This window comes from Burkholderia aenigmatica, from assembly GCF_902499175.1.
Classification (GTDB): domain Bacteria; phylum Pseudomonadota; class Gammaproteobacteria; order Burkholderiales; family Burkholderiaceae; genus Burkholderia; species Burkholderia aenigmatica.
The window spans coordinates 61859-88290 of sequence record NZ_CABVQC010000036.1; the positions used below are offsets into that span (position 1 = coordinate 61859).

Here is a 26432-nt window from a genome sequence, read left to right on the forward strand (position 1 = left end):
TCGTCAGTCGATCACCTTCCCTCTTCCCGACTTCACCACGCTGCGGCGCGACTTGTGCTCGAGCCGCCGCTCCTTCGACGCACGCGTCGGCCGCGTGGCGACCCGTGCGCGCGGCGTGTACGCGACGCCACCGATCAACGCATCGAGGCGCGCCAGCGCGGCCTCGCGGTTCTTCTCCTGGGTGCGGTATTCCTGCGACTTGATCACGACGATGCCGTCGCGCGTGATGCGCTGGTCGGACAGCGCGAGCAGCCGCTCCTTGATGACGGGCGGCAACGACGACGCCCGGATATCGAAGCGCAGGTGGATCGCGCTCGACACCTTGTTCACGTTCTGCCCGCCCGCGCCCTGCGCGCGCATGGCCGTCCATTCGACTTCGGCCGGATCGAGCGTATAGCGGATCATCATCGCGAAGTCTCCCCGCTGCGCCGTGCAAGCGCCTCGTCGACGCGTGCCGCGAGCCCCGAATCGCGCTGCGTGCGCGTCGCGACCGCCTGCGCCAGCACGCGCCGCGGCCCGATCACCTGCACGCGCGTGCGCGCACGCGTGACGGCCGTATAGACGAGTTCGCGCGTGAGCACGCGGCCGAACGATGCCGGCAGCACGAGCGCCGCCTCGTCGAATTCCGAGCCCTGCGATTTGTGGACCGTCAGCGCGAACGCCGTTTCGTGCGGCGGCAGTGCGGCCGGCGACACCGCCCGCGCGGTGCCGTCCGCGCGCCTGAACCACACGCGCAGCACGCCGTGCGCGTCGGGCAGCGCAATGCCGATATCGCCGTTGAACAACCCGAGCGCATAGTCGTTGCGCGTCACCATGATCGGCCGCCCCGTGAACCAGTGCGCGCCGACCGCGAGCGGCACGCGCGCCGCGTGGCGCACGTGCGCGGCCACGAGCGCATTGACGTGCTCCGCGCCGCGCAAGCCGCTGCGGGTCGCGCACAGGATCCGGAACCGGTTGAGCGCGTCGAACAGCGGCAGCGGATCGGGTACCGGCGCCGCCAGCGCGTCGCGCAATGCGTCGAGGTAAGCACCGAAGCGCCGCGCGAGCCGCTCGACCGTCGACGACGCGAGCGACTCGCCCGCATCGTCGTGGAACGACGCGGCGGCCGAATCGTCGGCGGGCAGCGCGTCGAGCGCGGCCTGCACGTCGCCGCTGCGGATCGCGAGCGACAGCCGCCCGATCGGCGAATCGAGGCCGAAGCGGTAATTGCGTTCGAGCCAGACCACGCAGTCGGCGAGCGGTGCCGGTGCGGGCGCGGCGGGCGCGGCGGCGGGTTCGCCCGGCGGTATCGACGTGACCGACGCAAGCGCGGCGTCGCCTGCGTCGAACGGCGGCAATTCGACGGCGTCGAGCCACGCGAGTTCGTCGACCTCGATCCACGCGGGGGCCTCGCCTGCTTCGCCCGCTTCACCGGTTTCGGTCAGAACCGGCGCTGCGGCCGGCGGCGGCGCGACGTTGGTCGGCGCAACTTCGTCAGCCTGCGGTTCGTCGTCGAAGAGCGATGCCTGTCGTTCATCCGCTTTCCGTCGCGACGCGGGTTTGCGTATCGCAGCAGCCGCAGGCGCCGATGGCGGCGCCGGGGCTCGTGCCGCGGCGGAAACCGGATGCGCGGCGGGAACGGCTGCGGTCGCGACTTCGTCCGGCACCGGCAACGCCGCGACGAATGCTGCCTCGTCGATGCCGAGCGCCCGCGCGATGCGGGTGCGCGCCGCAGCGGTAAATGCCGGCCGCGCGCTCAACTCTGCGAACACGGCGCCGGCCTCGACCGCGGCCAGTTGGTCCTTGTCACCGAGCAGCACGAGCCGTGCGCCCGGCGCGAGCGCGTCGAGCAGATGCGCGGCGAGCGCGACGTCGATCATCGACGCCTCGTCGACGACGATCAGGTCATACGGCAGCGGGTTGTCGCGATGATGCCGGAAGCCGGCCGCCCCACCGCCACCCAACAGCCGGTGCAGCGTGTACGACGTATCGGGCAGGCGCGCCGCAAGTTCCGGCGGCAAGTCGCCGGCCCGTGCATGCAGCGCTTCCTGCATCCGCTGCGCGGCCTTGCCGGTCGGCGCGGCCAGCGCGACGCGCAGCCCCGGGTGCGCGTCGAGCAGACAGGCCAGCACGCCGACGACCGTCGTCGTCTTGCCCGTGCCCGGGCCGCCGCTGACGATCGTCACGCGCCCCGTCAGCGCGACGATCGCCGCGACACGCTGCCAGTCGACTTCGCCGGTTGCCGGCCCAAAGTAACGCGCGAGGCTGTCGCGCAACCGGTCAGGCGCAAGACCTTCGTCCGGCGCCGCCACACCGGCCTGCGCGACGAGCGCATCGGCAAGCCGCCGTTCGTAGTCGAAATAGCGCGACAGGTACAGGTGGTCGTGGCGGTCGACGATCAGCGGCCGCTCGTCGCCGCGCGCGAGCGTGCCGAACGCGACCACGCCGCTCGCGGCAAGCACCGCGCGGACTTCGTCGAGCGGCGCTTCGTAGCGCTGCGCGAGCGCGCCGAGCGCGACGCACACGTGGCCGCCCGCAGTCGCACGGCTCGTCGCGAACGCGGCGCGCGCCGCCCAGCGCGCGGCCACGGCCGGCGCACCGGCACGGCGAGAAAGGTCGCCGATGCGGCGCGCAAAGCCTTCCGCGAGCGCGATGCCGAAATCGGCGGGTTCGGGCAGCCGCGCGACGAGGCCGCCGGTAAATTCGAGCGTATCGTCGGATGCGTTCATGCGCGGCCCCCTTCCATCATCCGGTCGAGTGCGTCGACGAGCGCACGCGCGGGCCGCCGCGCATGCACGCCGGCCGGCTCGCCGCTGCTGCGCCAACCGGGCCGCACGCCGCGCACGAACAGGTACAGGTAGCCCGCGATATGCGTGTCGTAGTCGTAATCGGGCAACCGCCCGCGCAAATAGCGATGCAGTGCGACCGTATAGAGCAGCGCCTGCAGGTGATACGCGTGATCGGCCATCGCGACGTCGAGCGCGCGCGGGCCGTAGGCGTCCGGCGTCGTGCCGAGATGGTTCGACTTCCAGTCGACGATCCAGAAGCGGCCGTCGTGTTCGACGATCATGTCGATGAAACCCTTGATGAAACCGGCGAGCAGGCCCGCCTCCAGTGCAACGTCCGGGTAGCCGTGCGCGACCAGCAGGCGACGCAGCGCCATCAGGTCGAGCGACGGCGCCGGGAACAGGAAACCCATTTCGTCGAGCCGCTTCGCCGGATCGAGATCGGCGAGCCGCATGCCCGGCACGAGCTCGGTGCTGACGACATCGGCGACCAGCTGCACCATCATCGCCGGCAGGCGCGTCGCGAGTTCGGGCTCGGCCTCGACCGGCCGGTCGTGCAGCGCGCCGAGCGCGGCCCTGGGCCACGACTCGGGCTCCGTGAAGCGGCTGAGTTCGAACAGGCGGTGCAGGCACTCGCCGGCCGCCGCGCCGCGCGGGAACACGAGGATGTCGTCGTCGGGCGGTTCGGGTGCGACCGTATCGGCCAATAGCCACTCGCCATCCGGCGCGACCGCGGCGAGCGCATCGTGATCGGGCCGCAGTTCGTCGTCAGGCACGGCCGCGACGCCCGCCTCCTCGCGCGCCATCGACGCGGTCAGCGAGCTGAAGCTGGCCATCCGCCACGCATCGCGCAGCACGCGCGTCGCATGGCGTGCCGCGAGCGTCTGCGACGCGTCGTGCCCGGCCGCGAGACGCTCGGGTCGTGCCGGCGCCGGCAGCGGCGCGACGCTCACGGGGCCGCCCGCCAACGCGTGCCACGCCGTATCGAGCGCGGCTTCGTCGGGCGGCTCGTCGAGCCAGGCATCGAACGACTGGCTGGCGCCCGCGACGAGCCAGTTGAGCACGCTGCGCCGCGCTTCGCGCGTCGAGCGCGACGACAGATACGGCCCGGCGACGACGTAGCAGCGATAGACCGCGCGCGTCAGCGCCACGTAGACGAGCCGCGCGCGTTCCGCGGCCTGCTCGCGCAACGCCTGCCGCGCCGCGTGCGCGGCCGCCTCGTCGTCGCACCCGTAATGCAGCACCGCGTCGCCCGCGTCGTCGTGATATTCGCGCGCATCGGGCAGCGCGGACGCGGGTGGCTCGCGCAATCCGCCGTCGTTCAGGAACGGACAGAACACGATCGCGTATTCGAGGCCTTTCGACTTGTGCACGGTGACGATCTGCACGAGGTTGCGATCGGATTCGAGCCGCAGCTGCGCTTCCTCGCCGCCACCGTCGAGCCGTTGCGCGGCGAGCCAGCGCAGCGTCGGTGCGATGCCCGGCTGTGCGGACGCGCGTGCCTGCGTCAGTTCGGCCAGATGGTTGATGTCGGTCACGCGACGCTCGCCGTCCGCACCGGCCATCAGCCGCTCGGCAATCCGCAGCTCGCGCGTGAACGTGCGCCACATCACCGCGAAGCCGCGTTCGCGCCACAACAGCCGGTACCGCGAGAAGCGCTCGACCCAGCTCATCGCGTCGGCGCTGTCGGCCGCTGATGCTTCACGTTGCGCATCGCCGTCGCCTTGCTCCATCCGCCACAGCGCGCCGGCGTCGAGGCCGAACCAGTCGGATGCGAGTGCCGCACGCAGACGCCGCAGGTCGCCCGGCGCGTCGATCGCCGCCAGCACGCGTTCGAGCTGCTCGGCGTCGCCGGTCGAGAACACCGAGGCCTGTGCCAGTTCGACGCTGCCGATACCCCACGTGGCCAGCACGCGCTTCACGAGACTGCCCTGCCGGTGCGTCTGCACGAGCACCGCGATGTCGCCTGGCGACAGCGGCGTCTCGCCGAGCCGCACGCGCCCTTCGCGCGCGCCGCGCATCAGCCGCGCGATCTCGGCCGCGCAGGCCTGGGCGGCCTGCGCCTGAGCGTCGCGCTTGAGCAGCGTGCCTTCTCCGCCCGGCAACGCCCACACCCGGAAATCGCCGGCCGGACCCGGATCGGTTGCGTCGACGAACGGCGCACGCACGCGCGTGCCGGCACGCACCGCGTAGTAGTCGAGCCCGTCGAGCACGAATGCGCGCGGATTCGACATGAAGAAGCGGTTGCACGCATCGACGATCGCGGGCGTCGAGCGCTGGTTGACCGCGAGCGTGTAGCACGCGCTCGCCCGTGCGCGCGCGGCAAGATAGGTATGCAGATCGGCCGCGCGAAAGCTGTAGATCGCCTGCTTCGGATCGCCGACGAGAAACAGCGGGCCGCCCGGCGCGAAGATCCGGTCGAAGATCGCGAACTGCAGCGGGTCGGTATCCTGGAACTCGTCGATCAGCGCGGCGGGATAGCGCGCGCGCAACGTCTCGGCCAGCCACGGATGCGCATGCAGCGCGTGGTACAGGTTCGCGAGCAGATCGTCGAACGAGACGACGCGCCGCGTGCGCTTGCGCTCGGCCAGCTCGCCCGGCGCCATGTCGAGCCATTCGGCGATCAGCGCGAGCCAGCGCGCGCGCTGCGCGGCCTCGGCCGCCGCCACGGCCGCTTCGAGCGCGTCGGCCACGTCGAAGAATGCATGTTCGGGTGTCACGCCGCCTTTTTTCGTGGCCTTCACGAGCGCGGTGCGCGTGAGCTTCAGCGCGGCCTTCGGCAGCGCGGCCGTCGCGTCGCCCTGCGCGAAATGCGCGGCCCATGCAGCCAGCGCATCGGCAACTGCCTCGGGTTTGTGCGAGCGCTGGTTGAGCGCAGGCTGCGCGACGCGCAGCAACGCATCGATCGCTTCGCGCTCGGCGGCCCACATCCGCGCGGCCTCGGCGAAGCATTCGGCCGCGGCGGCCTCGGCCGATTCGTCCGGCTCGGTCACGCCGTCCCAGCGCAGCGCGGCGAGCGGCTTCTTCAGCCGGCGCGCGAGCTGCGCATCGAGCGCGGCCGGGCCGGCGCCCGATTCGACGAGCCAGGTCGCGAAGCCCGGCCAGCGCGCGGCCGCCGGTTCGACGCGCGTGCGCCAGAAATCCGCGGCCAGTTCGAAGCGCAGCGATGCGTCGTCGGCCTCCATGTCGAACGCGAACGGCATCGCGGCCGCAAATGGCGCTTCCTGCAGCGCGCGCTGGCAGAACGCGTGGATCGTATGAATCGCGGCCTGGTCGAACGCGCGCAGCGCGCGCCGGATCCGCTTCGCGGCCGTTTCCGGCTCGAGCGCGCCGTCTTCGCCGAGGGTGGTTTCGAGCAGGCGTTCGATGAACGGATCGCCACCGTCGTCACCCGTGTCGAGCGCATGCGCGAGCTGCGCGAGCCGGCCGCGAATCCGCTCATGCAGCTCGGCGGTCGCCGCTTTCGTGAAGGTCACGACGAGGATTTCGTCCGCGCCGAGATCCTTTTCGAGCAGCAGGCGCACGTACAGCGCGCAGATGTTCCACGTCTTGCCGGTGCCGGCCGACGCCTCGATCTGGTTGACGCCGTCGAGCGGACACGCGAACACGTCGAGTTCGAGCGCCTGCTTCGGCTGAGATACGGCGCTCATGCGACCTCCTTCAGATGTTCGACGAGCGGATCGAACACGAGCCGCGCGAGCGTGCCGAACGGCTCGTCGAGCGACGCATGCGCACCGCGCCACGCGATCGCGATGGCCGGATCGTCGGCCTCGCTCACGACGCGCTCGTTGATCCACACGCTCGCGGCCTTGGCTTCGCCGTCGGACACCCTCGCCCACGCGCTGCGCGGGAAAAACCGCAGCGGCATGCGCCGCCCCGCGCGAAACAGCGCGGCAAGCGGCGCGAGCCGCTCCAGCGGCGCCGCGACGGGCGTCAGCTCGAATGCGCCGCCGCTACCGAACCACAGCGTGCGGCGCGGGCCGCCCGGCTCGATCGCGCAGTAGACGAGGTGCGCGAGCCACGCAGACAGGTAGTCGCGCGCGCTCGGCCGCGCATAGCGGTAGATGATCTGCCCGGCTGGCGTGAGCCGGTTCAGCGTGCCGTGCAGTTCGAGCGGCGCACTCACCGCGTCGCCCGACAACAGCGCGTCGTCGGCGCCGAACAGCGCCTGCTCCGTGTCGGGCCAGGCGGGCACCACGGTGAGCGAGAACGGCCGCCGCTCCATCCCGTCGGCCAGCGCGCGGCGCACGTTCGACGCAAGCTGCGTCATCGAGCCGAGCGCCTGGTCGCGCCACACGGCGCCCGTCGCGCCGCCCGGCAGTTCGGGGCTCGCGTCCGCAATGCGCAGCGCATGATCGTGCACGCCGCCCTCGTCCGATTCGATCAGCAGCGGCAGCACGCGCTCGGCGAGCGCATCGCTGCCGGCGAAGTCGAGCGCGAACGGCTCGGTGTCGAGCAGTTCGGCCTGCGCGTCGGCGAGCACGATGCCGAGCCGCGCGCGCAGCAGCGCACGCGCGGGATGCCGCCAGAAACGTTCGAATTCGGTGAATGCAACCGGCTCGACCGGTTCGGCCGGCAGCGGCTGCGCAAAGAACGGCCGCTCGCGCGGCCCGTCGCGCGACGCCTCGGCGGCCAGCAGCGTCGCGAGCGTCGCACGCTCGGCGTCATAGGAAACGAGTTCGCTGCCGGGCTGGAAATACGCAGCCGCGAACGGTTGCAGCGGATGCTCGACGACGAATGCGCGCCGCGCGGCCTCGACCGCGTCCGGTGCGGCGTCGGGCCCGGCCGTGACGAGCGCGAGATGGTCGAGCAGTTCGTCGACGAGTGCCGCGGGCGGCAACGGGGCGTTGTCGCGAATGCTGCGGCCCGTATAGGCAACCAGCAACCGGTCGCGCGCGGCGAGCAGCAGGTCGAGAAACAGGTTGCGCTCGTCGTCGCGGCGCTGGCGGTCGCCGAGCTTCGGCAACACGGCCATCAGGTCGAATTCGTCCGCGCGCGCGAGACTCGGCAGCACGCCATCGTCCATCCCGAGCAGGCAGACGACGCGATACGGCAAGCCGCGCAGGCTCGTCAGCGACGAGAACGTGACGCCGCCCCACGGCACCCCGCCGCGCGCCGGATCGTCGAGCGCGGCGGCCAGCCCGGCCCGGACGACCGCCGCCGGCAACGCTTCGTCGGGCGCCCCCTCCGTCATCGCGGCCAGCATCGCGTCGAGCGCATCGCGCACGCCCGCGAGCGCATCCGCATACGCGGCGCCCGAATCGAAGAAACGTGCGAGCGTGTCGGCGAACAGTTCGCTCCATCCTTGCGGCGGATGCGACTCGGCCAGCCGCCGCGCGAAGCCGTCGAGATCGTCGGTGAAGCGCGCGAGCCGGCCGAGCAGTTCGGCCTCGCTGCCGGTGGCCGCCTCGATCGGCAGCCACGCGCCGACCGGCGCCGCGCCTTCCGGCATCGCATAACCGAGAAAGAGCCGCGCGAGCGCATCGGAGAACGTATGGCGCGGCGACGGCACGGCCGCGTCGTCGCTCGCGAGCGGCGACAGCCCACGCCGCGCGCCGGCGGCCGCGAGCCAGGTCTGCACCGTCTCCAGCGCCGCCGCATCGATACCATAGCGTGCCGCCACCGCGTCGACGCGCAGCCATTCGACCAGCTCGGGCGCGCCGACCTGCCGCTCCGGCAACGCGAGCCAGTCGAGCAGCACACGCGCGACCGGGTTCGCCTGCGACGGCGGCAGGCCGGTAATCCGGTAAGGCACACGCGCGCCGCCGGCGCCGGCCGTGCCGAACACGGCGTCGATCAACGGCCCGGCCGCCGCGAGATCGGCCACCGCGACGAGCACGTCGGACGGCTGCAGGCTCGCGTCGGCGTCGAACCACGCGAGCAGCCGGTCGTGCAGCACCTCGAGCTGGCGAGCAAGGCTGTGGCACACGTGCACCTCGATCCCGCGCTCGGCCGGTGCATCGCCGGCTTCGGCCTCCGGCTGCAGGTCGAGGATCGCGTTCTGCACGCGCGCGAGCCACGTCGGCGCGGGATTCTCGACGAAACGCGACGCGTCGCCCGACGCGGCGCTTTCAGTCAGTTCCTGCAGCATGTGCAGCTGCGCCTGGGTCTGCCTGCCCCATTCCGCGAGCAGCGGATGGCCGACTTCCTGGTAGTCGAGCCGCCCGGCCGCATCGAGCGCCTCGGCATGCGCGGCGGTCACGATGTCGAACCAGAATTCGCGGCACGGGTTCAACGCATAGACGCGCACGTCGATCCAGCGCGACAGCTCGCGCAGCAGCGCGACATGCAGCGGCGGCATCGTCGGCAGCGCGAACACGCTGACCGATTCGGGCCAGTCGGCGCGCGCAACCGCGTCGGCATCGAGATGGCGCGCTTCGACGAGGAAGCGGTGCGCGGGCGGCGTGCCGCTGTCGCTCAGTTCGGCGAGCAGCGCGCGCCACAGCGCGGCCTGCCAGCGCTCGTCGTCGCGTGCGGCGTCGCTGACGCCGCGCGGCGCACCGTCGCCCGCGAGCACGGATTCGCCGGCCTGCCACGCAGCCAGCCATTCGGGGCGATAGGTCAGGTAATGATCGAGCACGGCCGCGACGCGGTGCGCAAGCTCGTAACGCATCGCATCGTCGGACGCGGACAAATATGCGGCCAGCCGCGGCGACGCGAGCCACGGCGCACCGTCGGACGCCTGCGCAAACAGCCGGTAGCAGCGCCATACGAGGCGATCGGGTGCGAACGGAGAACGCGCGGGCACCGTCAGCACACGGCCGATCTGTGCCCACAGCCATTGCGCGAGATACGTGAACTCGACGTTCGCGCACACGCCGTTGCGCCCGGCGATGTCGAGCTCGAGACGGCGGCGCAGCGCCGCGCTCGGCACGATGACCTGTTGCTGCGCCCACGGGCCATTGCTGGCCGGGAACGCGGCCAGATCCTCGAGCAGCGCGTCAGCCAGCGTTTCGTGACGGTTCGAATAGAAGAGATGGAGCATGAAGCGGGAGTCGGTACGTCGCGCCGGGCCAGCCGGGCGAACAGGATCACCAAGGATAGCAAATGGACCGTCGCAGCGGACCTCGTCCGGAAAGCCAGGTTTTGCGGACCGCGAAATACGATAGACTCGTCGCCAGTCAAGATGCCGCCCCCGGGCGTCTTCGTCTGCCATTCAGCCCATCGATGCGCTATTCGGTCGAAATCAGAAAGTTTTTCTACAGTCAGTACTTTTTCGGCGGCCTGCGGATCGCGGTCGGCGTCTCGCTGCCGGCCGTGCTGTGCCTGATCGTGTTTCACAACCGGGAGCTCGGCTTCACGATCTCGACGGGCGCGCTCGGCGCCTGCGTCGTCGACATGCCGGGCCCGCTCAAGTACAAGCACAACGAAATGCTCGCTTGCAGCGTGATCGGTTTTCTGGCCGCGCTCGCGACCGGCCTCGCGACACCGAACATCTTCGTGCTGTGGCTCACCATCGTGCCGCTCACCTTCGTGCTGTCGCTGATCGTCGTGTACGGCAACCGTTGGCCGCAGATCAGCTTCGCGACGCTGTTCATGATGGTGATGACGCTCGAGGAGAAGTTCACGCCGCTGCAGGCGTTCATCAACGCCGGCTGGATTCTCGCCGGCGGCCTCTGGTACACGTACTGGGCCACGCTCGTGTCGCAATGGCAGGCGCGCCGGATCGAGCAGCAGGCACTCGCCGAGAGCCTGTTCGCCTGCGCGGACTACCTGCTCGCGCGCGCGCAGTTCTACGATCTCGATGCCGATCTCGACGAGTGCTACCGCAATCTCGTCGCCCGGCAGATCACCGCGGTCGAAACGCAGGAAACCGCGCGCGACATCGTGCTGCGCAACCTGCCGAAGCTGCGGCGCGGCAAGCTCGACCCCGGCCGCACGACGATGTACAACCTGTTCATCAACAGCGTCGACCTGCACGAGCTGTTCGTCGGTGCGCACACCGACTACCCGCTGGTGCGCAATACGTTCGGCGGGTCCGACCTGATCATTTTCTACCGCGACCTGATCTGCAAGGCAGCCGCCGATCTCGAGGAGATCGGCCTCGCGGTGCTCGAGAACCGCGCGCCGCATTCGCGGATCAGTGTGAAGGCCGAACTGCGCGCGATCGAGTACGAGATCGAGCTGATGCGCAAGAAGAACTTCGCGGCCACCAACGCGGAGGCGTATGCGGCCGTGCTCGCCACGTTCCGGCGCATCTGGAGCGCGACGCGCCTGATCGACCGGATGCGCCGCAACCTGTCGGGCCACGCCGATCCGCAGCAAACCGAACTGAAGATCGACAAGGCGCTCACGCGCTTCCTGCAGCGCCGCCGGATGTCGCCGCTGCTGATCTTCTCGAACCTGAACATGCGCTCGCCGAGCTTTCGCCACGCACTGCGCGTGACGATCGCGGTGGCGGTCGGTTTCTGGCTCGGCCGCCTGCTGCCGCTCACGAACGCGTACTGGATCGTGATGACGACCATCATCATCCTGAAGCCCGGCTACTCGCTCACCAAGCAGCGCAACGCGCAGCGGATCATCGGCACGCTGATCGGCTGCGCGGCGAGCATCGCGCTGATCTACACGGTGAAGGAGCCGCACCTGCTGATCGCGATCATGTTCGGGTCGATGGTGATGAGCTACAGCCTGCTGCTGTTCAACTACGCGGCGAGCGTCGTGTTCACGTCGTCGTACGTGCTGCTGATGTTCCACCTGCTCGCGCCGGGCAGCATGCGGATCATCGGCGAGCGCGCGATCGACACCGTGGTCGGCTGCATGATCGCGATCGCCGCGAGCCGGCTGTTCCCGTACTGGGAATACCGGCTGATGGGCAAGCAGGTCGCCGACATGCTCACCGCCACCCGCAAGTATTTCGAAGCCGTGTGGCGCGCCGGGCGCGGCATGTCGCCGCCGCCGGTGCCGGCCGCCGACGGCGCGGCCGTGGTGCCGGTCGTCGCCGCGGCCATCGAGACACCCGCCACGACGCTCGACGACGACTACCGCTACCGCCTCGCGCGCAAGGATGTGCACATCGCGTTCGCGAATCTCGGGCAGGCATTCCAGCGGATGATGATCGAGCCGAAGGCGCACCAGCGCTTCGTGCCCGAACTGAACGACCTGCTCGTGCAGACCCACGTGCTCGGCGCGCAGATCACGGCCGCCGCGCCGCTGATCCGCACGGCCTGCGCAGCCGACGGCAGCATCCTCCACGACGATGCGCTGCATCGCGGCCTCGCCGCGGTGCTCGACAATCTCGAGAAGGCCGAGGCCGGCGAGCCGCCGCCCGCCGATCAGCTCGACGCGTCGAAGCAGATCACGCGCGACCTCGATGCGATGGTCGTGTCCGCGGAGAAATCCGATGCGGTGGGTGCCGAGCTCACGCACGACCTGAAGGTGCTCGCGCACCAATGCAAGCAGATGCTTGCGTCTTCGCTGCTGATCCGCAAGGATGCGAGCGTGATCCGCCTGCCCGCCTGACCGCGGCGTTACCCCGCCGGTGGCCGACCCGCGCACGCCTCGGATCGGCCCCGGCGCTCCCCGACTCAGCGATCCCCGAAAGCATGACCCGCACGCTCCACGCGGCCTGCGCCCTCGCTGCGCGACCGCCCAGCCCCCTATTGCGCCCGTCGCGCCAGTCAGGGAATACCCGATTCCGGTCACCCGGCCCGGCTTGTTATCATTCGTTCACATTCAAGTTGTATAGACAACTTGAGCCAATCGGATCGGCCCCGCTTGCCCGGTCCGTCGCATAACGATATCGGAGACTCGATGAAAAACTTGCAGCGCCACCTGAGCGCGCGGCATATCCGCTTTCTCGCGCTGGGTTCGGCGATCGGCACGGGCCTGTTCTACGGTTCGGCGTCCGCGATCCAGCTCGCGGGCCCGGCCGTGATCCTGGCGTACATCCTGGGCGGCGCGGCCGTCTACATGGTGATGCGCGCGCTCGGCGAGATGGCCGTGCGCGAACCCGTCGCCGGCTCGTTCGGCCACTACGCGACCGAGAACCTCGGCCCGTTCGCCGGATTCGTCACCGGCTGGACCTACACGCTCGAAATGGTGATCGTCGCGATCGCCGACATCACCGCGTTCGGCATCTACATGGGCTTCTGGTTTCCCGGTGTCCCGCAATGGATCTGGGTGCTCGGCGTCGTCACGATCATCTGCGGGCTGAACCTGTGCCACGTGAAGGTGTTCGGCGAGCTCGAGTTCTGGCTGTCGATCATCAAGGTCGGTGCGATCGTCGCGATGATCGGCGGCGGTGTCGCGATCCTGCTGACCGGCATGCACTTCGGCCACTCGGCCGACGTGCCGACGTTCGCGAACCTGTGGAACCACGGCGGCTTCCTGCCGAACGGCGTCGGCGGGCTGATCGCGTCGCTGTCGGTCGTGATCTTCGCGTACGGCGGGATCGAGGTGATCGGGATGAGCGCCGGCGAGGCGAAGGATCCGGAACGCGTGATTCCGCGCGCGATCAACGCGGTGCCCGCGCGCATCCTGCTGTTCTACGTGTTGACGATGGTCGTGCTGATGTCGATCAGCCCGTGGACGGGTGTCGGCGGCGACGGCAGCCCGTTCGTGCAGATCTTCTCGGCGCTCGGCGTGAAGTCGGCCGCGACGATCCTCAACCTCGTCGTGATCAGCGCGGCGATCTCCGCGATCAACAGCGACATCTTCGGCGCGGGCCGGATGATGTTCGGGATGGCGCGCCAGGGCCAGGCGCCGCGCGTGCTGATGACGACGTCGCGGCAAGGCGTGCCCTGGGTCACAGTGGTCGTGATGGCAGCCGCGCTGCTCGTCGGCGTGCTGCTCAACTACCTGATGCCGAAGGACGTGTTCCTGATGGTCGCGGCGATCGCGACGTTCGCCACCGTGTGGGTGTGGCTGATGATCCTGCTGTCGCAGGTTGCGATGCGTCGCCGGCTGTCGAACGCCGAAGTCGCGGCGCTGAAGTTCAAGGTGCCGTTGTGGCCGGTCGCGCCGGCCCTGACGATCGCGTTCATGGGCTTCGTGATCGTGATGCTCGGCTGGTTCGAAGACACACGCGTCGCGCTGTATGTCGGCGCGGCCTGGCTCGTGCTGCTCGCGGTCGTGTTCTACGCACGGATCCGCCCGAAATTCGCACCTGCGTCACGTTGACGCACGACTGACCTGCATACGCGGTGCGCCCATTCAGGCGCCCGCTTCTTCCCCGGCTCCGCGCGGCATCCGCCGCCGCAACAGCCGGGGATTCATCCCCTTCACATCCCCACCACGTGCGCGGCCCGCGGGCCGCACATCGGCACGTCAGTGCGACGCCGCGCTCGCGGCCTCGGCCGGATGGGCCTCGTCGTACGCGTGCTTCTGCGAAATCGCGTTGTACAGGATCGTCCCGATCACGAGCAGCACGGCCACGACGATCAGGATGCTCACGTTGCGGACAGGGTTCTTCTTGCGCTGATCGTTCATGGTCGGGGCGACTCCGTCAAATTCATCGAAGCGGGCATTCTACGCGCTTGCGCGCCCGCTGCGACGCGCCGTTGCCTATCCCCCTCCCCCGCCTCTCCCCGCCCGCCGCAAGCTTTCATTTGATAATCGTTCCCATTTCGATCTAGAATTCAGAATCTTTCACTTTGTAATGTTTCGGGTCGCTCGGGCGGCAGGCGCGCCCCGGAACGCTCCCTTCGTCCACCTGCCCCTCCGGAGTCTCCATGTCGAATCCGCGCACCCGCCTGCTGCCGCTTGCCGGCGCCCTCGCCCTTGCCGCCGCCGCTTTCGCGCCGCTGGCCCAGGCCGCCGAGGAAGTGAGCCTGTACACCACCCGCGAACCGAAGCTGATCCAGCCGCTCATCGACGCGTTCACGAAGCAGAGCGGCGTCAAGGTCAACACGGTGTTCGTGAAGGACGGCCTGCTCGAGCGCGTGAAGGCGGAAGGCGCGCAGTCGCCGGCCGACGTGCTGATGACGGTCGACGTCGGCAACCTGCTCGATCTCGTCGACGGCGGACTCACGCAACCGGTGCGCTCGAAGGCGCTCGACGACGCGATTCCCGCGAACCTGCGCGGCGCGAACGGCGACTGGTACGCGCTGTCGCTGCGCGACCGCGTGCTGTACGTCGAGAAGGACCTGAAGGTCGATACGTTCCGCTATGAGGATCTCGCCGATCCGAAATGGAAGGGCAAGGTCTGCATCCGTTCGGGCCAGCATCCGTACAACACGGCGCTCGTCGCGGCGATGATCGCGCACGACGGCGAAGCGGCGACCGAGAAGTGGCTGCGCGGCGTGAAGGCGAACCTCGCGCGCAAGGCGACGGGCGGCGACCGCGACGTCGCACGCGACATCCTCGGCGGCATCTGCGACGTCGGCCTCGCGAACGCGTACTACGTCGGTCACATGAAGAACGCGGAGCCCGGCAGCGACGCGCGCAAGTGGGGCGACGCGATCAAGGTCGTGCGGCCGACGTTCGCGAACGCGAAGAGCGGCGGCACGCACGTCAACATCAGCGGCGCGACGGTCGCGAAGCACGCGCCGCACAAGGCCAACGCGGTGAAGCTGCTCGAATACCTCGTGTCGCCGGAAGCGCAGGCGCTGTATGCGCAGGCGAACTACGAATACCCGGTGCGCGCGAACGTGAAGCTGGACCCGGTGATCGCCAGCTTCGGCACGCTGAAGGTCGATCCGCTGCCGCTGGCGGACATCGCGAAACATCGCAAGCAGGCGAGCCAGCTCGTCGACAAGGTCGGTTTTGACAACTGACACCACGACCGCCGGCGCGCGCCGCGCGTCATGCCAGCCGCGCCTGCTGCCGCGCGCGGGCAGCCTGTGGCTGAGCGCGGCGCTGGCGATCGCCGCGGCGGTCGCGGCGCCGCTTGCGGTGCTCGTGGCGGCCGCGTTCGACGCCGATCTCGCGCACTGGCGGCATCTCGCCGAATTCGTGCTGCCGCAAGCGCTCGTCAATACGCTGCTGCTGCTCGCCGGGGTCGGCGCGATCGTGTCGATCGTCGGCACCGGCTGCGCGTGGCTCGTCACCGCGTACGACTTTCCCGGCCGCCGGATGCTGACGTGGGCACTGCTGCTGCCGCTCGCGGTGCCCACCTACATCGTCGCGTTCGCGTATCTCGACCTGCTGCACCCGATCGGCCCGGTACAAGGCGCGATCCGCTGGCTGCTCGGCTTCGACAGCCCGCGCCAGTTCCGCCTGCCCGACCTGCGCTCGCTGCCCGGCGCGATCTTCGTGCTCGGCTTCGTGCTGTATCCCTATGTTTACTTGAGTACGCGCGCGATGTTCGTCACGCAGTCCGCGAGCCTGCTCGAAGCCGCGCGCACGCTCGGCGCGGGACGGATCGCCACGTTCTGGCGCGTCGTCGTGCCGCTCGCGCGGCCCGCGATCGCGGTCGGCGTGAGCCTCGCGCTGCTCGAAACGCTGAACGATATCGGCGCATCGGAATTCCTCGGCGTGCAGACGCTGACCGTGTCCGTCTATACGACCTGGATCACGCGCTCCGATCTTGCCGGCGCCGCCCAGATCGCGCTCGCGATGCTCGCGATCGTCGTCGGCATGATCGTGCTCGAACGCTACGGGCGCCGTCGGCAGCGCTACGCGCATGGCCGGCGCATGCGGCCGATCGCGCCGCGCCGCCTGACGGGCGCGGCTGCATTCGGCGCCGCCGTGCTGGGCTGGCTGCCCGTGCTGCTCGGCTTCGGCGCGCCGGCCGCATACCTCGCGGTCGAGACGGCCAAGCGGCTGCATCTCGTCGGCGGCGTGTCCGCACAACTGATGACGGGGCTCGCGAACACGCTGGCGATCGCCACCGCCGCCACCGTCGCGACTGTCGCGTGCGGGCTCATCGTCGCGTGGGCCGCACGCGCGCAACGCGACAGCGCCCGCGCCGGCCCGGCCCGCGTGTGCGCAAGCATCGCGAGCCTCGGCTATGCGGTGCCGGGCACTGTGCTCGCGATCGGCCTGCTGATCCCGTTCGCGGCGGCCGACCGGCTATTCGGCGCGGCGCTCGGCCGTGACGGGCTGTTGCTGATGGGCTCGGCGGCCGCGCTCGTGATCGCCTATACCGTGCGCTTTCTCGCGATCCCGGCGGGCAGCATCGAGGCCGGCCTCGCGCGGATCCCGCCGTCGCTCGAACAGGCGGCGCGCTCGCTCGGCGAGACGGCCGGCGGCACGCTGCGCCGCGTGCACCTGCCGCTGCTGCGGCCCGCGCTCACGACGAGCGCGCTGCTGGTGTTCGTCGACGCGATGAAGGAATTGCCGGCGACGCTGCTGCTGCGTCCGCTGAACTTCGACACGCTCGCGACCTGGCTGTATGCGGAAGCCGCGCGCGGCACCTATGAGGAAGGCGCGGTCGCCGCGCTCGCGATCGTGCTGGCCGGGCTCGTGCCCGTGATCCTGCTCGCCCGCACCCGCCACAAGATCGGAGCCTGACACCGTGAACCTGCTCGAACTCGATGACCTCTGCCTCGCCTACGACACGCCGCACGGCCGCCGCACCGTGGTCGACGGGCTGAGCCTCGCGCTGCCGCGCGGCGACATCGGCTGCCTGCTCGGCGCGTCGGGCTGCGGCAAGACCACCGTGCTGCGCGCGATCGCCGGCTTCGAACCGGTGCGCATGGGACGCATCGTGCTGGACGGCACGCCCGTCGCGGCGCCGTCGCTCGACGTGCCGCCCGAGCGGCGCCGCATCGGCATGATGTTCCAGGACTACGCGCTGTTCCCGCACCTGAGCGCGGCGGACAACGTCGCGTTCGGCCTGCGGCGCATGCCGAAGGCCGAACGTCGCATGCGCGCCGCGGAAATGCTCGAACTCGTCGGCCTCGCCGATTCCGGCGGTGCGTATCCGCACGAACTGTCGGGCGGCCAGCAACAGCGCGTCGCACTCGCGCGAGCGCTCGCGCCGTCGCCGGAACTGCTGCTGCTCGACGAGCCGTTCTCGAATCTCGATGTCGATACGCGCGAGCGGCTTGCGTTCGAGCTGCGCGACATCCTGAAACGCACGGGCCACACCGCGATCCTCGTCACGCACAACCAGGCCGAAGCGTTTGCAATCGCCGACCGGATCGGCGTGATGAAGGACGGCCAGCTCGCGCAATGGGATACGCCGTACGCACTGCATCACCATCCGGCCAGCCCGTTCGTCGCGGATTTCGTGCGCCGCGACGCACTGGCCGACGAACGCGCGCGCGCACTGGCGCGCGGCCGCTGAACCCGCGGGTGCGATGTGCGCCCGCGTCGCTTCATTGCCGCGTTTCCTTGCCGCGTTATGCCGGCTCGGCAAGATCACGCACGGGCAGCGCGGTCGAATACTTGATCTGCTCCATCGCGAACGACGAGCTGACGTCGAACAGCGGCACCGCGCGAATCAGCTGCTTGTAGACGCGGTCGTAATCGTCGATGCCGGCCACCACGACGCGCAGCAGATAGTCGGTCTCGCCGCTCATCCGGTACACCTCGACCACTTCCGGCATGTCGCGCACGGCCTGCGTGAAACGCTGCGCCCATTCCTCGGTGTGCTGGTTCGTGCGGATCGCGACGAACACGGTCGTGCCGACCCCGAGCTTGCGCGGATCGCATAGCGCAACCTGCGCGCGAATCGCGCCGGTTTCCTTGAGCCGCTGCACGCGCTTCCAGCACGGCGTCTGCGACAAGTTCACGCGCTGCGCCAGTTCCGCGATCGGTAGCGTGGCATCCGCCTGCAAGAGCTCCAGCAGCTTGCGATCGATGGCGTCCATTTCTCCAGTCCCTCGTAGATAGAAATTTATTCTATGCATCCTTCCCAACGGGGAACAATATGAAAACCGCTGCGCCGCGTCGACCGGTATAAATACCGATCCGGTACGCGCATCGCATGAACGGATCCGCCGGCACGCGGCACGCGCCAAATGAAACAGGCGATCCCGCCCATCAGGGTGGAATCGCCTGGCGTTCCTGCCTGTCACGGCCGGCCCGGCGCGCACGCGCCGCCGGCCGGCACGCCGCTCAATACGCGACCGTCGCGATCTCGCGCACGAAGCTGCCTTGCTCGAGCGCGTCGACGAACGCGATCGCATAGTCTTCCGCCGAGATCTTGCTGTTGCCTTGCGCGTCCGCGATCAGCTTGCCGGCACCCGTGCGGAACGTACCCGTCCGCTCACCCGGGGCGATCAGCGCAGCGGGCGCGAAGAACGTCCAGTCGAGATCGCCGACCGTCTGCAGGTAGTCGAATGCATCGCGGTGCGCGAGCGCGACCGCCTTGTACGCTTCCGGGAAACCTTCGCTGTCGACGAGCTGCTTGCCGGGCGCGACTTCGAGCGAACCGGCGCCGCCCACCACCACGAGCCGCTTCAGCCCCGCCTGCCGCGTGCCGGCGACCAGCGCCTTCGCGGCCGCGACGACCTTCGCCGCATCGTCCTGCTTCGGACCGTACGCGCTCGCGACGACGTCATGGCCCGGCAGCGCGGCCGCGATGCTGGCGGCGTCGAACAGGTCGGCCGCCTTCGCGGTGATGCCGTCGCCGGCCGCACCGGGATGGCGCGACAGCGCGGTCACGCGATGGCCGCGTCGTGCGGCTTCTGCAGCGATGCGCGAGCCGATCGTGCCAGTGGCGCCAAACAGCGCGATATTCAAAGTACGTTGCGTCATATCGATTCTCCAGTCAGAAAAATATGTAACACAGTTAATTACAGATAAGACCGAAAAAAACGGGGCATAGCCCCCGTTGCACCGGCCGCCGCGCCTGTCGCGCCGCCCGGCTTCCTGCCCTGCCGCCGGTCACCCGCCGGCACGCGCCGCCTGTTGCGTGCGCTGCTCCAGATCCAGCACGTCGGCCGTGACGTCGGCCAGCGTGCGCGTGCCAAGCGATGCTTCCATCGCCCGCTGCGCGTCGCCGATGTAGTCGATCAGCGCGCCCTGGATGTGCCGCCCGACGAGACACGCGGGATTCGGCGCCTCACGGTGCAGCGCGAACAGTTGCGCATCGTCGACCGCGCGATACACGTCGAGCAGCGTGATCGCGCCGGGCTCGCGCGCCAGCAGCGCACCGCCGCCCGCGCCCAGTTGCGACGTGGTCAGCCCGGCGGCGGCCAGCATCGACAGCAACCGGCGAATCAACGCCGGATTCGTGTTCACGCTGCCCGCGATGATGTCGGACGACAGCGGCGCGCCTTCCTGCATCGACAGCAAGGCAAGCACGTGGACGGCAAACGCGAACCGGCTGCTGGTATTCATTCCTCACTCACTTGACGACGCCGGCCCATCCCGCAGCCGGCGACATGTGTAACCATCATAATTACATTTTGCGGATCATGCAAGCCCGCGTCACTCTCCGCTCGCGGGCTTGGCGCCCGACGCGTTCTGCTGGCTCCACTGCTGGAGCTTCTTGCCGGCTTGCGCGATCTGCGCGCCGGCTTCGGAAGCCGCATGCGCGACGACCGCGGAAGCGGCCGCATCGATCTGCGCCTGCGCGGCCGAAGCGAGGCCGCTCGCGGACAGCGGCGGCACGGCCGACGCCGCGGACGCGATGCCGGCCTTCGCGGCATTGATCTGCTGGTTGACCGTGCTCGCTACCTGGTCGAGCGCCTTGGCCGCATTGTTCGCGGCATCGGCGGCCGCGCTCGCGGCCGTATCGGGTTGCGTGACCGGCGCACCGGACTTCTCGCAGCCCGCGAGCAACAACAGCGCACCGGCGGCCACGGCCGCCAGGACGGACCCGGGCACGCGACGCGCCCGCGATGTCTTCATGTTCATCTGCAATCTCCGGCCGCGCGTCGCGCGGCCTCATGGTTGGACCGACGTCGATGATACCGCCTGTGGAACACGGCCAATCACGCCCCGCCATTAAAAATAGCTTTCAATTTAGGACTCGTCTGATTCAATCGCACACGCGAGAACACTAAAGTGGGCAGGCCTCAACCTGCTACGGAAGTGCCCCCTTTTTCATGGATTTTCTCGTCGACTGGCTCATCGCCCTGGCCGTACTGCTCGCCGCCACCCTGTTCCTGTGCCTGCGCCCGTGGTCGGCGCGCCGTCTTGCCGATTCCGGGCGCCCGCGCCGCGTCGCGTCCGCGCGCCTGCTCACGCAGGCCGTGATCGGCTTCTGGACGGCCGCGCTGATCGTCGTGCGAGGCATCCTCGGCCCCGACGGCGACAGCCAGTCGCTTGCGGGCTTCGCGGCGCTCGCGTTTGCCGCGCTCGGGCTCACAACCGTCGCCGTCCACTGGTCGGTGTGCGCGCTGCGGCTGCGCCGGCCGCCCACGCTGTTCACGCGCCGCTGACGCGCCGGAACGGTGCGCCGCGACGCACCATCGCGCACCACACCGCACCAATCGGCACGTCACACGCACCAGTTCCGCACCCGCCGCACCACACGCGTGCACCCGGCATCACACCGGCCCCGTGCCGCCCGCGCCCCCTTCCCGTGCATGATTCACCGGAATGCCGCACCACGCGGTGTTCGAGCACCAACTCCACGCAGCCGTTCACCAAGTTGGCTCGATACTTGCGTTCCTTGCCCGTTTTTTGCGCAAGGAAGCCACGGCATGGATGGTCTGAAATCCGGCGTCGACACACTGTTCCTGTTGATCGGCGCCGTCATGGTGCTCGCGATGCACGCGGGCTTTGCATTTCTCGAACTCGGCACGGTCCGCAAGAAAAACCAGGTCAACGCGCTCGTAAAGATCCTGGTCGATTTCTCGGTGTCGACGCTCGCGTATTTCTTCATCGGCTACACGATCGCGTACGGCGTCGAGTTCTTCGACGACATTGGCACGCTGTCACAGCACAGCGGCTACGCGCTCGTGCGCTTCTTCTTCCTGCTGACCTTCGCGGCGGCGATCCCCGCGATCGTGTCCGGCGGCATCGCCGAGCGCGCGAAGTTCAATCCGCAGCTCGTCGCGACACTGATCATCGTCGGCTTCATCTATCCGTTCTTCGAAGGGATCGCATGGAACGAACGTTTCGGCGTGCAGGCCTGGCTCACGCACGCGTTCGGTGCGCCGTTCCACGATTTCGCGGGCTCCGTCGTCGTGCACGCATTCGGCGGCTGGGTCGCGCTGCCGGCCGTGCTGCTGCTCGGCGCGCGCCACGGCCGCTACGCGAAGGACGGCCGGATCGCCGCGCACCCGCCGTCGAACATCCCGTTCCTCGCGCTCGGCGCGTGGGTGCTCGCGGTCGGCTGGTTCGGCTTCAACGTGATGAGCGCGCAGACGCTCGACAAGATCAGCGGCCTCGTCGCCGTGAACTCGCTGATGGCGATGGTCGGCGGCACGCTCGCCGCGTGGATGGCCGGCCGCAACGACCCGGGCTTCACCTACAACGGGCCGCTCGCCGGCCTCGTCGCGGTGTGCGCGGGCTCCGACGTGATGCATCCGATCGGCGCGCTCGTCACCGGCGCCGTCGCAGGCGCGCTGTTCGTCGCGATGTTCACCTGCGTACAGAACAAGTGGCGCATCGACGACGTGCTCGGCGTGTGGCCGCTGCACGGCATGTGCGGCGCGCTCGGCGGCATCGCGGCCGGCGTGTTCGGCCTGCCCGCGCTCGGCGGGCTCGGCGGCGTGTCGTTCATGTCGCAGCTGATCGGCACGTTCGGCGGCATCGCGATCGCGACCGCGGGCGGCACGCTCGTCTACGGCGCACTGAAAGCGACCGTCGGGCTGCGCCTCGACCGCGAAGCCGAGTTCGACGGCGCGGACCTGTCGATCCACCGCATCTCGGCGACGCCCGAACGCGATTGAGCGCCTGACGAACGCCCGACACATCATTACGTTTTCAATTCAAAAAACTTTCATCGAGCATCCTTACACTTCCGTCCAGTTTTCAATTTGCCTTCGCCAAGCTTGCCGACCGCCTGCTTCGCGAAGGCCATTCTTCCAACAACTGAAACTGGACTCCACATGCCCGCGTTGCCCAATGCTTCCCGTCGTCAGGCCCTGAAGATCCTCGCCGGCGCGCCGATGCTGCCCCTTTCCGGCCTCGCGCTGCCGGCCCTGCTGACGGGTTGCGGCGGCGACGACAATCCGGCATCGACGCCGGCCCCGGTCGCTGCCGCGTACACGTCGGCCACGTTCTCGGCAATGGCCGCGCCCTCGCTCGACAACGCGGCCGCGATGGCCACGACGACGGTCGGCTCGACGCTGTCGGTGTCGTTCTCGGACGGCTCGGCGCGCAACTTCAAGCTGGCGTACCGGCCGTTCTTCGTGACGGGCGACATGGTGCCGGACGGCAAGGGCGGCACGACGCTCGCGGGCGGCTACTACGACATCAACAACCAGCCGATCATCGACCGCTCGGTGGCCGGCAAGGAGCGCCAGTTCTATTCCGACTGCCCGGACGGCAGCTCGTTGCTGACGCTGAAGAACGCGAACGTGCCCGGCGTGAAGGGCAACACGGTGTTCGCCGTCGTGCAGTTCGAATACACGACGCGCGACCAGGCCAGCGCATCGCAGTACGGCCAGCTGCCGTCGCCGATCGCGGTGGTGACGCTCGACCAGGATCCGGCCAATGGCGCGCTGAAGGTCGTCAAGTACCACAACGTCGACACGTCGAAGGCGCACGGCCTGTGGATCACGTGCGGCGCGAGCCTGTCGCCGTGGGGCACGCACCTGTCGAGCGAAGAGTACGAGCCGGACGCGACGAAGATCGCGACCGACGCGCAGTTCAAGGCGTTCAGCAAGAACACGTTCGGCGACGAGACGAAGGCGAATCCCTACCACTACGGCCACCTGCCCGAGATCACCGTGAATCCGGACGGCACGGGCACCGTGAAGAAGCACTACTGCCTCGGCCGCATCTCGCACGAGCTGATCCAGGTGATGCCGGACCAGCGCACCGTGATGATGGGTGACGACGCCACCAACGGCGGCCTGTTCATGTTCGTCGCCGACAAGGCGGCCGACCTGTCGGCCGGCACGCTGTACGTCGCGAAGTGGACGCAGACGTCGTCCGTCGGCGCGGGCACGGCGACGCTCACGTGGATCAAGATCGGCCACGCGACCAGCAGCGAGATCGAAGCGCTCGCGAACACGCTGAAGGCGTCGGACATCATGGACCTGACGACCACCGACCCGAACGATCCGAGCTACGCGAAGATCCACTTCGGCGGCAAGTTCAACTGGATGCGCGTGAAGCCGGGGATGGAAAAGGCAGCCGCGTTCCTCGAGACGCACCGTTACGCGGCGCTGCTCGGCGGCAGCATGGCCTTCACGAAACTCGAAGGCACGACCGTGAACGCGAAGGACAAGATCGTCTACACGGCGATGTCGCGGATCGAAACGTCGATGGTCAAGGGCAATGCGGTGTCGCGCGACGTCGCGGTCGACAAGAAGATCGCCGCGGGCGCCGTCTATGCGCTGAACCTGAAGGGCAGCCAGCGCGACACGACGGGCAGTGCGATCGACAGCGAATGGGTGCCGGTCGACATGGGCGCGCCGGCCGCGCTCGTCGGCGAGGATCTCGCCGCGGCCGACGGACTCGGCAACCTCGCGAACCCGGACAAGATCGCGAACCCGGACAACCTGAAGTTCTCCGAAAAGTTGCGCACGCTCTTCATCGGCGAAGACTCGGGCATGCACGTGAACAACTTCCTGTGGGCCTACAACGTCGACACGAAGTCGCTCGTGCGCGTGCTGTCGTGCCCGGCCGGTGCCGAATCGACTGGCCTGCACGCGGTCGACGAGATCAACGGCTGGACCTACATCATGAGCAACTTCCAGCACGCGGGCGACTGGGAATCGCCGCTGCACGACAAGGTCAAGCCGACGCTCGATCCGCTCGTGCGCGCGAACTTCAAGGACCGCTTCGGCGCCAGCGTCGGCTACCTGACCGCCGAGCCGACCAGCATCAAGCTCGCGAAGGCCTGACCGGACCACGCGAGGCGGGCCGGCCCGCTCGCCAGGAGCGCGCCTAACCGGGCGTCCCTGGCCGCGCCCCCCCCTTAGCCGGGCGCCCCTTTCTTCATCACCGATCATTCGTCGGCGCTCCACGCCGTTTGATGCGCGATACCCCATGCGGGCATCGCGCTTTTTTTTGCGCACGCGCATCGCGCGAAGCGTACGCGCAAACAGGCGCAAGCAGACGCCGCACGGGTTCGAACGGGGGTTTTCAGCGATCGGGGGATAATACGGGCCTGACGCGTCCGGGCGGACGCGCGGAAAGACGGGCAAAAAAAAGCGCCACGGAGACCGTGGCGCTAAAAAAGTTCTAGCCATTCCGAGGGCCGTGCTAGAACCTGAGAGACTGCGCGAAACATCGTTGCCGGTTAAACTCTTGAAACGATGTTTCGAAAACGTGAGACATTCTTTCCGTTTCCGCCCGACAAGTCAAGCGGTATTTGCACCGGTTCATGCACTTTCTGGCAACGCACATTTGAGCGTTTTCCTAATAAACCAAGGGTGAACCCGTAAAATCTCATCCAATGACCGGTTCAGCCGCAGAACATGCATCTTTTGACAATAGTCCTACAATACCAACAAAATTGAAATCGAGTTTCGGAAATAGAGAGAATCCCTCGTGTCGACAACTGTAACCTCTCCCGCGTCGCGGGACCGTGAATCCTCGCCCGACGAGATCACCGCCCTCGCCCGCGGCCTCGCCGTGCTGCGTCGCATCGCGGCAGCCGACGCGCCCGTCAGCAACCGCGAGCTGACCGAACTGACCGGCATCCCGAAGCCTACCGTGTCGCGCATCACCGCGACACTCGTCAGCGCCGGCTTCCTGTTCCAGTTGCCCGACAGCGAGCGCTTCGTGCTCACCGCGTCGGTGCTCGAACTGAGCCACGGCTTTCTGCGCAACTTCGACATCCGCGCGCGGTCGCGGCCGTTCATGATCGAGCTGGCCGAACGCACGTCGCTGTCCGTGCACCTCGCGGTGCGCGACCGTCTCGACATGGTCGCGATCGACGTGATCCGGCCGCGCTCGGCCGTGCTCGTCACGCGCCTCGAGATCGGCTCGCGGATGGACATCGCGCGCACCGCGGTCGGCCGTGCCTATCTCGCCGCACTCGAGGACGACGAGCGCCGCCTGCTGCTCGAGTCGCTGCGCACCACGGCAGGCGACGACTGGCCGCATGTGTCCGCACGCCTGAACCCCGCGCTGGACGACGCGATGCGCGACGGCCACGCGATCGCGATCGGCGAATGGCGCGAGGGCCTCAATGCCGTCGCGGCCGGTTTCGTTGGCCCGTCGGGCCAGCGCTATTCGGTGAACTGCGGTGGCGCGTCGCACCAGTGCCCGCCCGAATGGCTGCACGAACACGTGGTGCCGGCACTGCACGAATGCATCGCGAAAATCACCCGCGAAATCGGCGGCGCACCGGCCCGGCGCATCAGCGTGTAATCGTTTCGTCATCGTCCTGTCGCGTTCTGTAACGACCGTAACCCGTTGAAAGATAGACCACTGGACTGTAACGGGGACGGGACGTAGGATCATGCCCATCGTCGCGCCGCATTCGCGGTGCGCACCGCTCTTTTCCCGCGCAGGCCGGCGGGGCCCCGGACCGAGCCGGGCGCCCCTCCCGGCACCGCTCGCCCACGCGCAGCCCAGCAGTCCGATTTCCGGCACGCCGCGCCGTCTTCCTGACAGATCACGATGGATAACGAACAAAAGCCCACGCCTCCTTCGAAAGACCCCGCGTCCCCCGCCGCGCGGCGCCCGCGCCGCACGCTGATGGCCGGCGCGCTCGCGGTCGTCGTCATCGGCGGCCTGCTGTGGTGGCACCCGTGGAACCGCACG

The 26432-nt window shown here is 68.9% G+C and carries 18 protein-coding genes and 1 pseudogene; 10 read left to right on the plus strand and 9 right to left on the minus strand.

Features of this window, described 5'->3' with window-relative positions:
• Positions 1-3 precede the first annotated feature (3 nt).
• From arfB to recC, 4 genes are read right to left on the minus strand one after another with little or no spacing between them, the layout of a single operon-like run.
• Complete coding sequence (gene arfB, locus BDO18943_RS24440) at positions 4-408, minus strand: alternative ribosome rescue aminoacyl-tRNA hydrolase ArfB (RefSeq protein ID WP_043182134.1); 405 nt, start codon at positions 406-408, stop codon at positions 4-6.
• Entirely contained in the window at positions 405-2708 is a 2304-nt protein-coding gene (locus BDO18943_RS24445) for an AAA family ATPase (RefSeq protein ID WP_175024385.1), read from the minus strand. Before BDO18943_RS24445 ends, arfB begins: the two co-directional genes overlap by 4 nt.
• Positions 2705-6415: an exodeoxyribonuclease V subunit beta gene (gene recB / locus BDO18943_RS24450; RefSeq protein ID WP_175024386.1), complete on the minus strand. Its 3711-nt coding sequence runs from the start codon at positions 6413-6415 to the stop codon at positions 2705-2707. The genes BDO18943_RS24445 and recB overlap by 4 nt, the downstream gene beginning before the upstream one ends.
• Positions 6412-9750 (minus strand): exodeoxyribonuclease V subunit gamma, encoded by a 3339-nt coding sequence (gene recC / locus BDO18943_RS24455; RefSeq protein WP_175024387.1) that lies wholly within the window; start codon positions 9748-9750, stop codon positions 6412-6414. Before recC ends, recB begins: the two co-directional genes overlap by 4 nt.
• Positions 9751-9932: 182 nt before the next feature.
• Here recC and BDO18943_RS24460 point away from each other — a divergent pair, with 182 nt between their 5' ends.
• Together BDO18943_RS24460 and BDO18943_RS24465 are read left to right on the plus strand one after the other, a co-directional pair.
• A complete protein-coding gene (locus BDO18943_RS24460; RefSeq protein ID WP_175024388.1) occupies positions 9933-12224 on the plus strand; it encodes an FUSC family protein in 2292 nt (763 codons plus the stop codon).
• A 291-nt stretch (positions 12225-12515) separates the two neighbouring features.
• On the plus strand, positions 12516-13883 hold the full coding sequence (locus tag BDO18943_RS24465) for an amino acid permease (protein WP_175024389.1): 1368 nt from the start codon (positions 12516-12518) through the stop codon (positions 13881-13883).
• 147 nt (positions 13884-14030) lie between these two features.
• On the opposite strand, the gene BDO18943_RS24470 is transcribed toward BDO18943_RS24465, so the two are convergent.
• Positions 14031-14192 carry a hypothetical protein gene (locus tag BDO18943_RS24470; RefSeq protein WP_006476417.1) on the minus strand — a complete coding sequence of 54 codons (162 nt, stop codon included), beginning with the start codon at positions 14190-14192 and terminating at the stop codon, positions 14031-14033.
• Positions 14193-14434: 242 nt separating this feature from the next.
• Between BDO18943_RS24470 and BDO18943_RS24475 the strand changes: the two genes are divergently transcribed.
• From BDO18943_RS24475 to BDO18943_RS24485, 3 genes are read left to right on the plus strand one after another with little or no spacing between them, the layout of a single operon-like run.
• Entirely contained in the window at positions 14435-15478 is a 1044-nt protein-coding gene (locus BDO18943_RS24475; protein ID WP_175024390.1) for a Fe(3+) ABC transporter substrate-binding protein, read from the plus strand.
• Positions 15468-17156 carry an ABC transporter permease gene (locus BDO18943_RS24480; protein WP_175024391.1) on the plus strand — a complete coding sequence of 563 codons (1689 nt, stop codon included), beginning with the start codon at positions 15468-15470 and terminating at the stop codon, positions 17154-17156. Before BDO18943_RS24475 ends, BDO18943_RS24480 begins: the two co-directional genes overlap by 11 nt.
• A gap of 4 nt (positions 17157-17160) precedes the next feature.
• Positions 17161-17934 (plus strand): ABC transporter ATP-binding protein, encoded by a 774-nt coding sequence (locus BDO18943_RS24485; RefSeq protein ID WP_175024392.1) that lies wholly within the window; start codon positions 17161-17163, stop codon positions 17932-17934.
• 55 nt (positions 17935-17989) lie between these two features.
• On the opposite strand, the gene BDO18943_RS24490 is transcribed toward BDO18943_RS24485, so the two are convergent.
• The 4 genes from BDO18943_RS24490 to BDO18943_RS24505 all read right to left on the minus strand — a co-directional run bounded on the left by BDO18943_RS24490 (position 17990) and on the right by BDO18943_RS24505 (position 20453).
• Positions 17990-18460, minus strand: coding sequence for an Lrp/AsnC family transcriptional regulator (locus BDO18943_RS24490; protein WP_011351482.1), 471 nt, complete (start codon positions 18458-18460; stop codon positions 17990-17992).
• Between the two features lie 247 nt (positions 18461-18707).
• Positions 18708-19349, minus strand: coding sequence for an NAD(P)-dependent oxidoreductase (locus BDO18943_RS24495; protein WP_043182113.1), 642 nt, complete (start codon positions 19347-19349; stop codon positions 18708-18710).
• A 129-nt stretch (positions 19350-19478) separates the two neighbouring features.
• The gene (locus BDO18943_RS24500; protein ID WP_043182110.1) at positions 19479-19934 is read right to left on the minus strand and encodes an Rrf2 family transcriptional regulator; all 456 of its coding nucleotides are present in this window, start codon (positions 19932-19934) and stop codon (positions 19479-19481) included.
• A gap of 90 nt (positions 19935-20024) precedes the next feature.
• The gene (locus BDO18943_RS24505) at positions 20025-20453 is read right to left on the minus strand and encodes a hypothetical protein (protein WP_043182108.1); all 429 of its coding nucleotides are present in this window, start codon (positions 20451-20453) and stop codon (positions 20025-20027) included.
• Positions 20454-20644: 191 nt separating this feature from the next.
• Here BDO18943_RS24505 and BDO18943_RS24510 point away from each other — a divergent pair, with 191 nt between their 5' ends.
• From BDO18943_RS24510 to BDO18943_RS42715, 5 genes and pseudogenes are all read left to right on the plus strand, one after another.
• Positions 20645-20980, plus strand: a complete 336-nt coding sequence (locus tag BDO18943_RS24510) for a hypothetical protein (protein ID WP_175024393.1) — start codon at positions 20645-20647, stop codon at positions 20978-20980.
• A gap of 264 nt (positions 20981-21244) precedes the next feature.
• On the plus strand, positions 21245-22438 hold the full coding sequence (locus BDO18943_RS24515; RefSeq protein ID WP_175024394.1) for an ammonium transporter: 1194 nt from the start codon (positions 21245-21247) through the stop codon (positions 22436-22438).
• Positions 22439-22597: 159 nt separating this feature from the next.
• On the plus strand, positions 22598-24562 hold the full coding sequence (locus BDO18943_RS24520; protein ID WP_175024395.1) for a PhoX family protein: 1965 nt from the start codon (positions 22598-22600) through the stop codon (positions 24560-24562).
• Between the two features lie 649 nt (positions 24563-25211).
• Complete coding sequence (locus BDO18943_RS24525; RefSeq protein WP_175024396.1) at positions 25212-26036, plus strand: IclR family transcriptional regulator; 825 nt, start codon at positions 25212-25214, stop codon at positions 26034-26036.
• 252 nt (positions 26037-26288) lie between these two features.
• A pseudogene (locus tag BDO18943_RS42715) lies at positions 26289-26432 on the plus strand (MdtA/MuxA family multidrug efflux RND transporter periplasmic adaptor subunit); the annotation flags it as partial.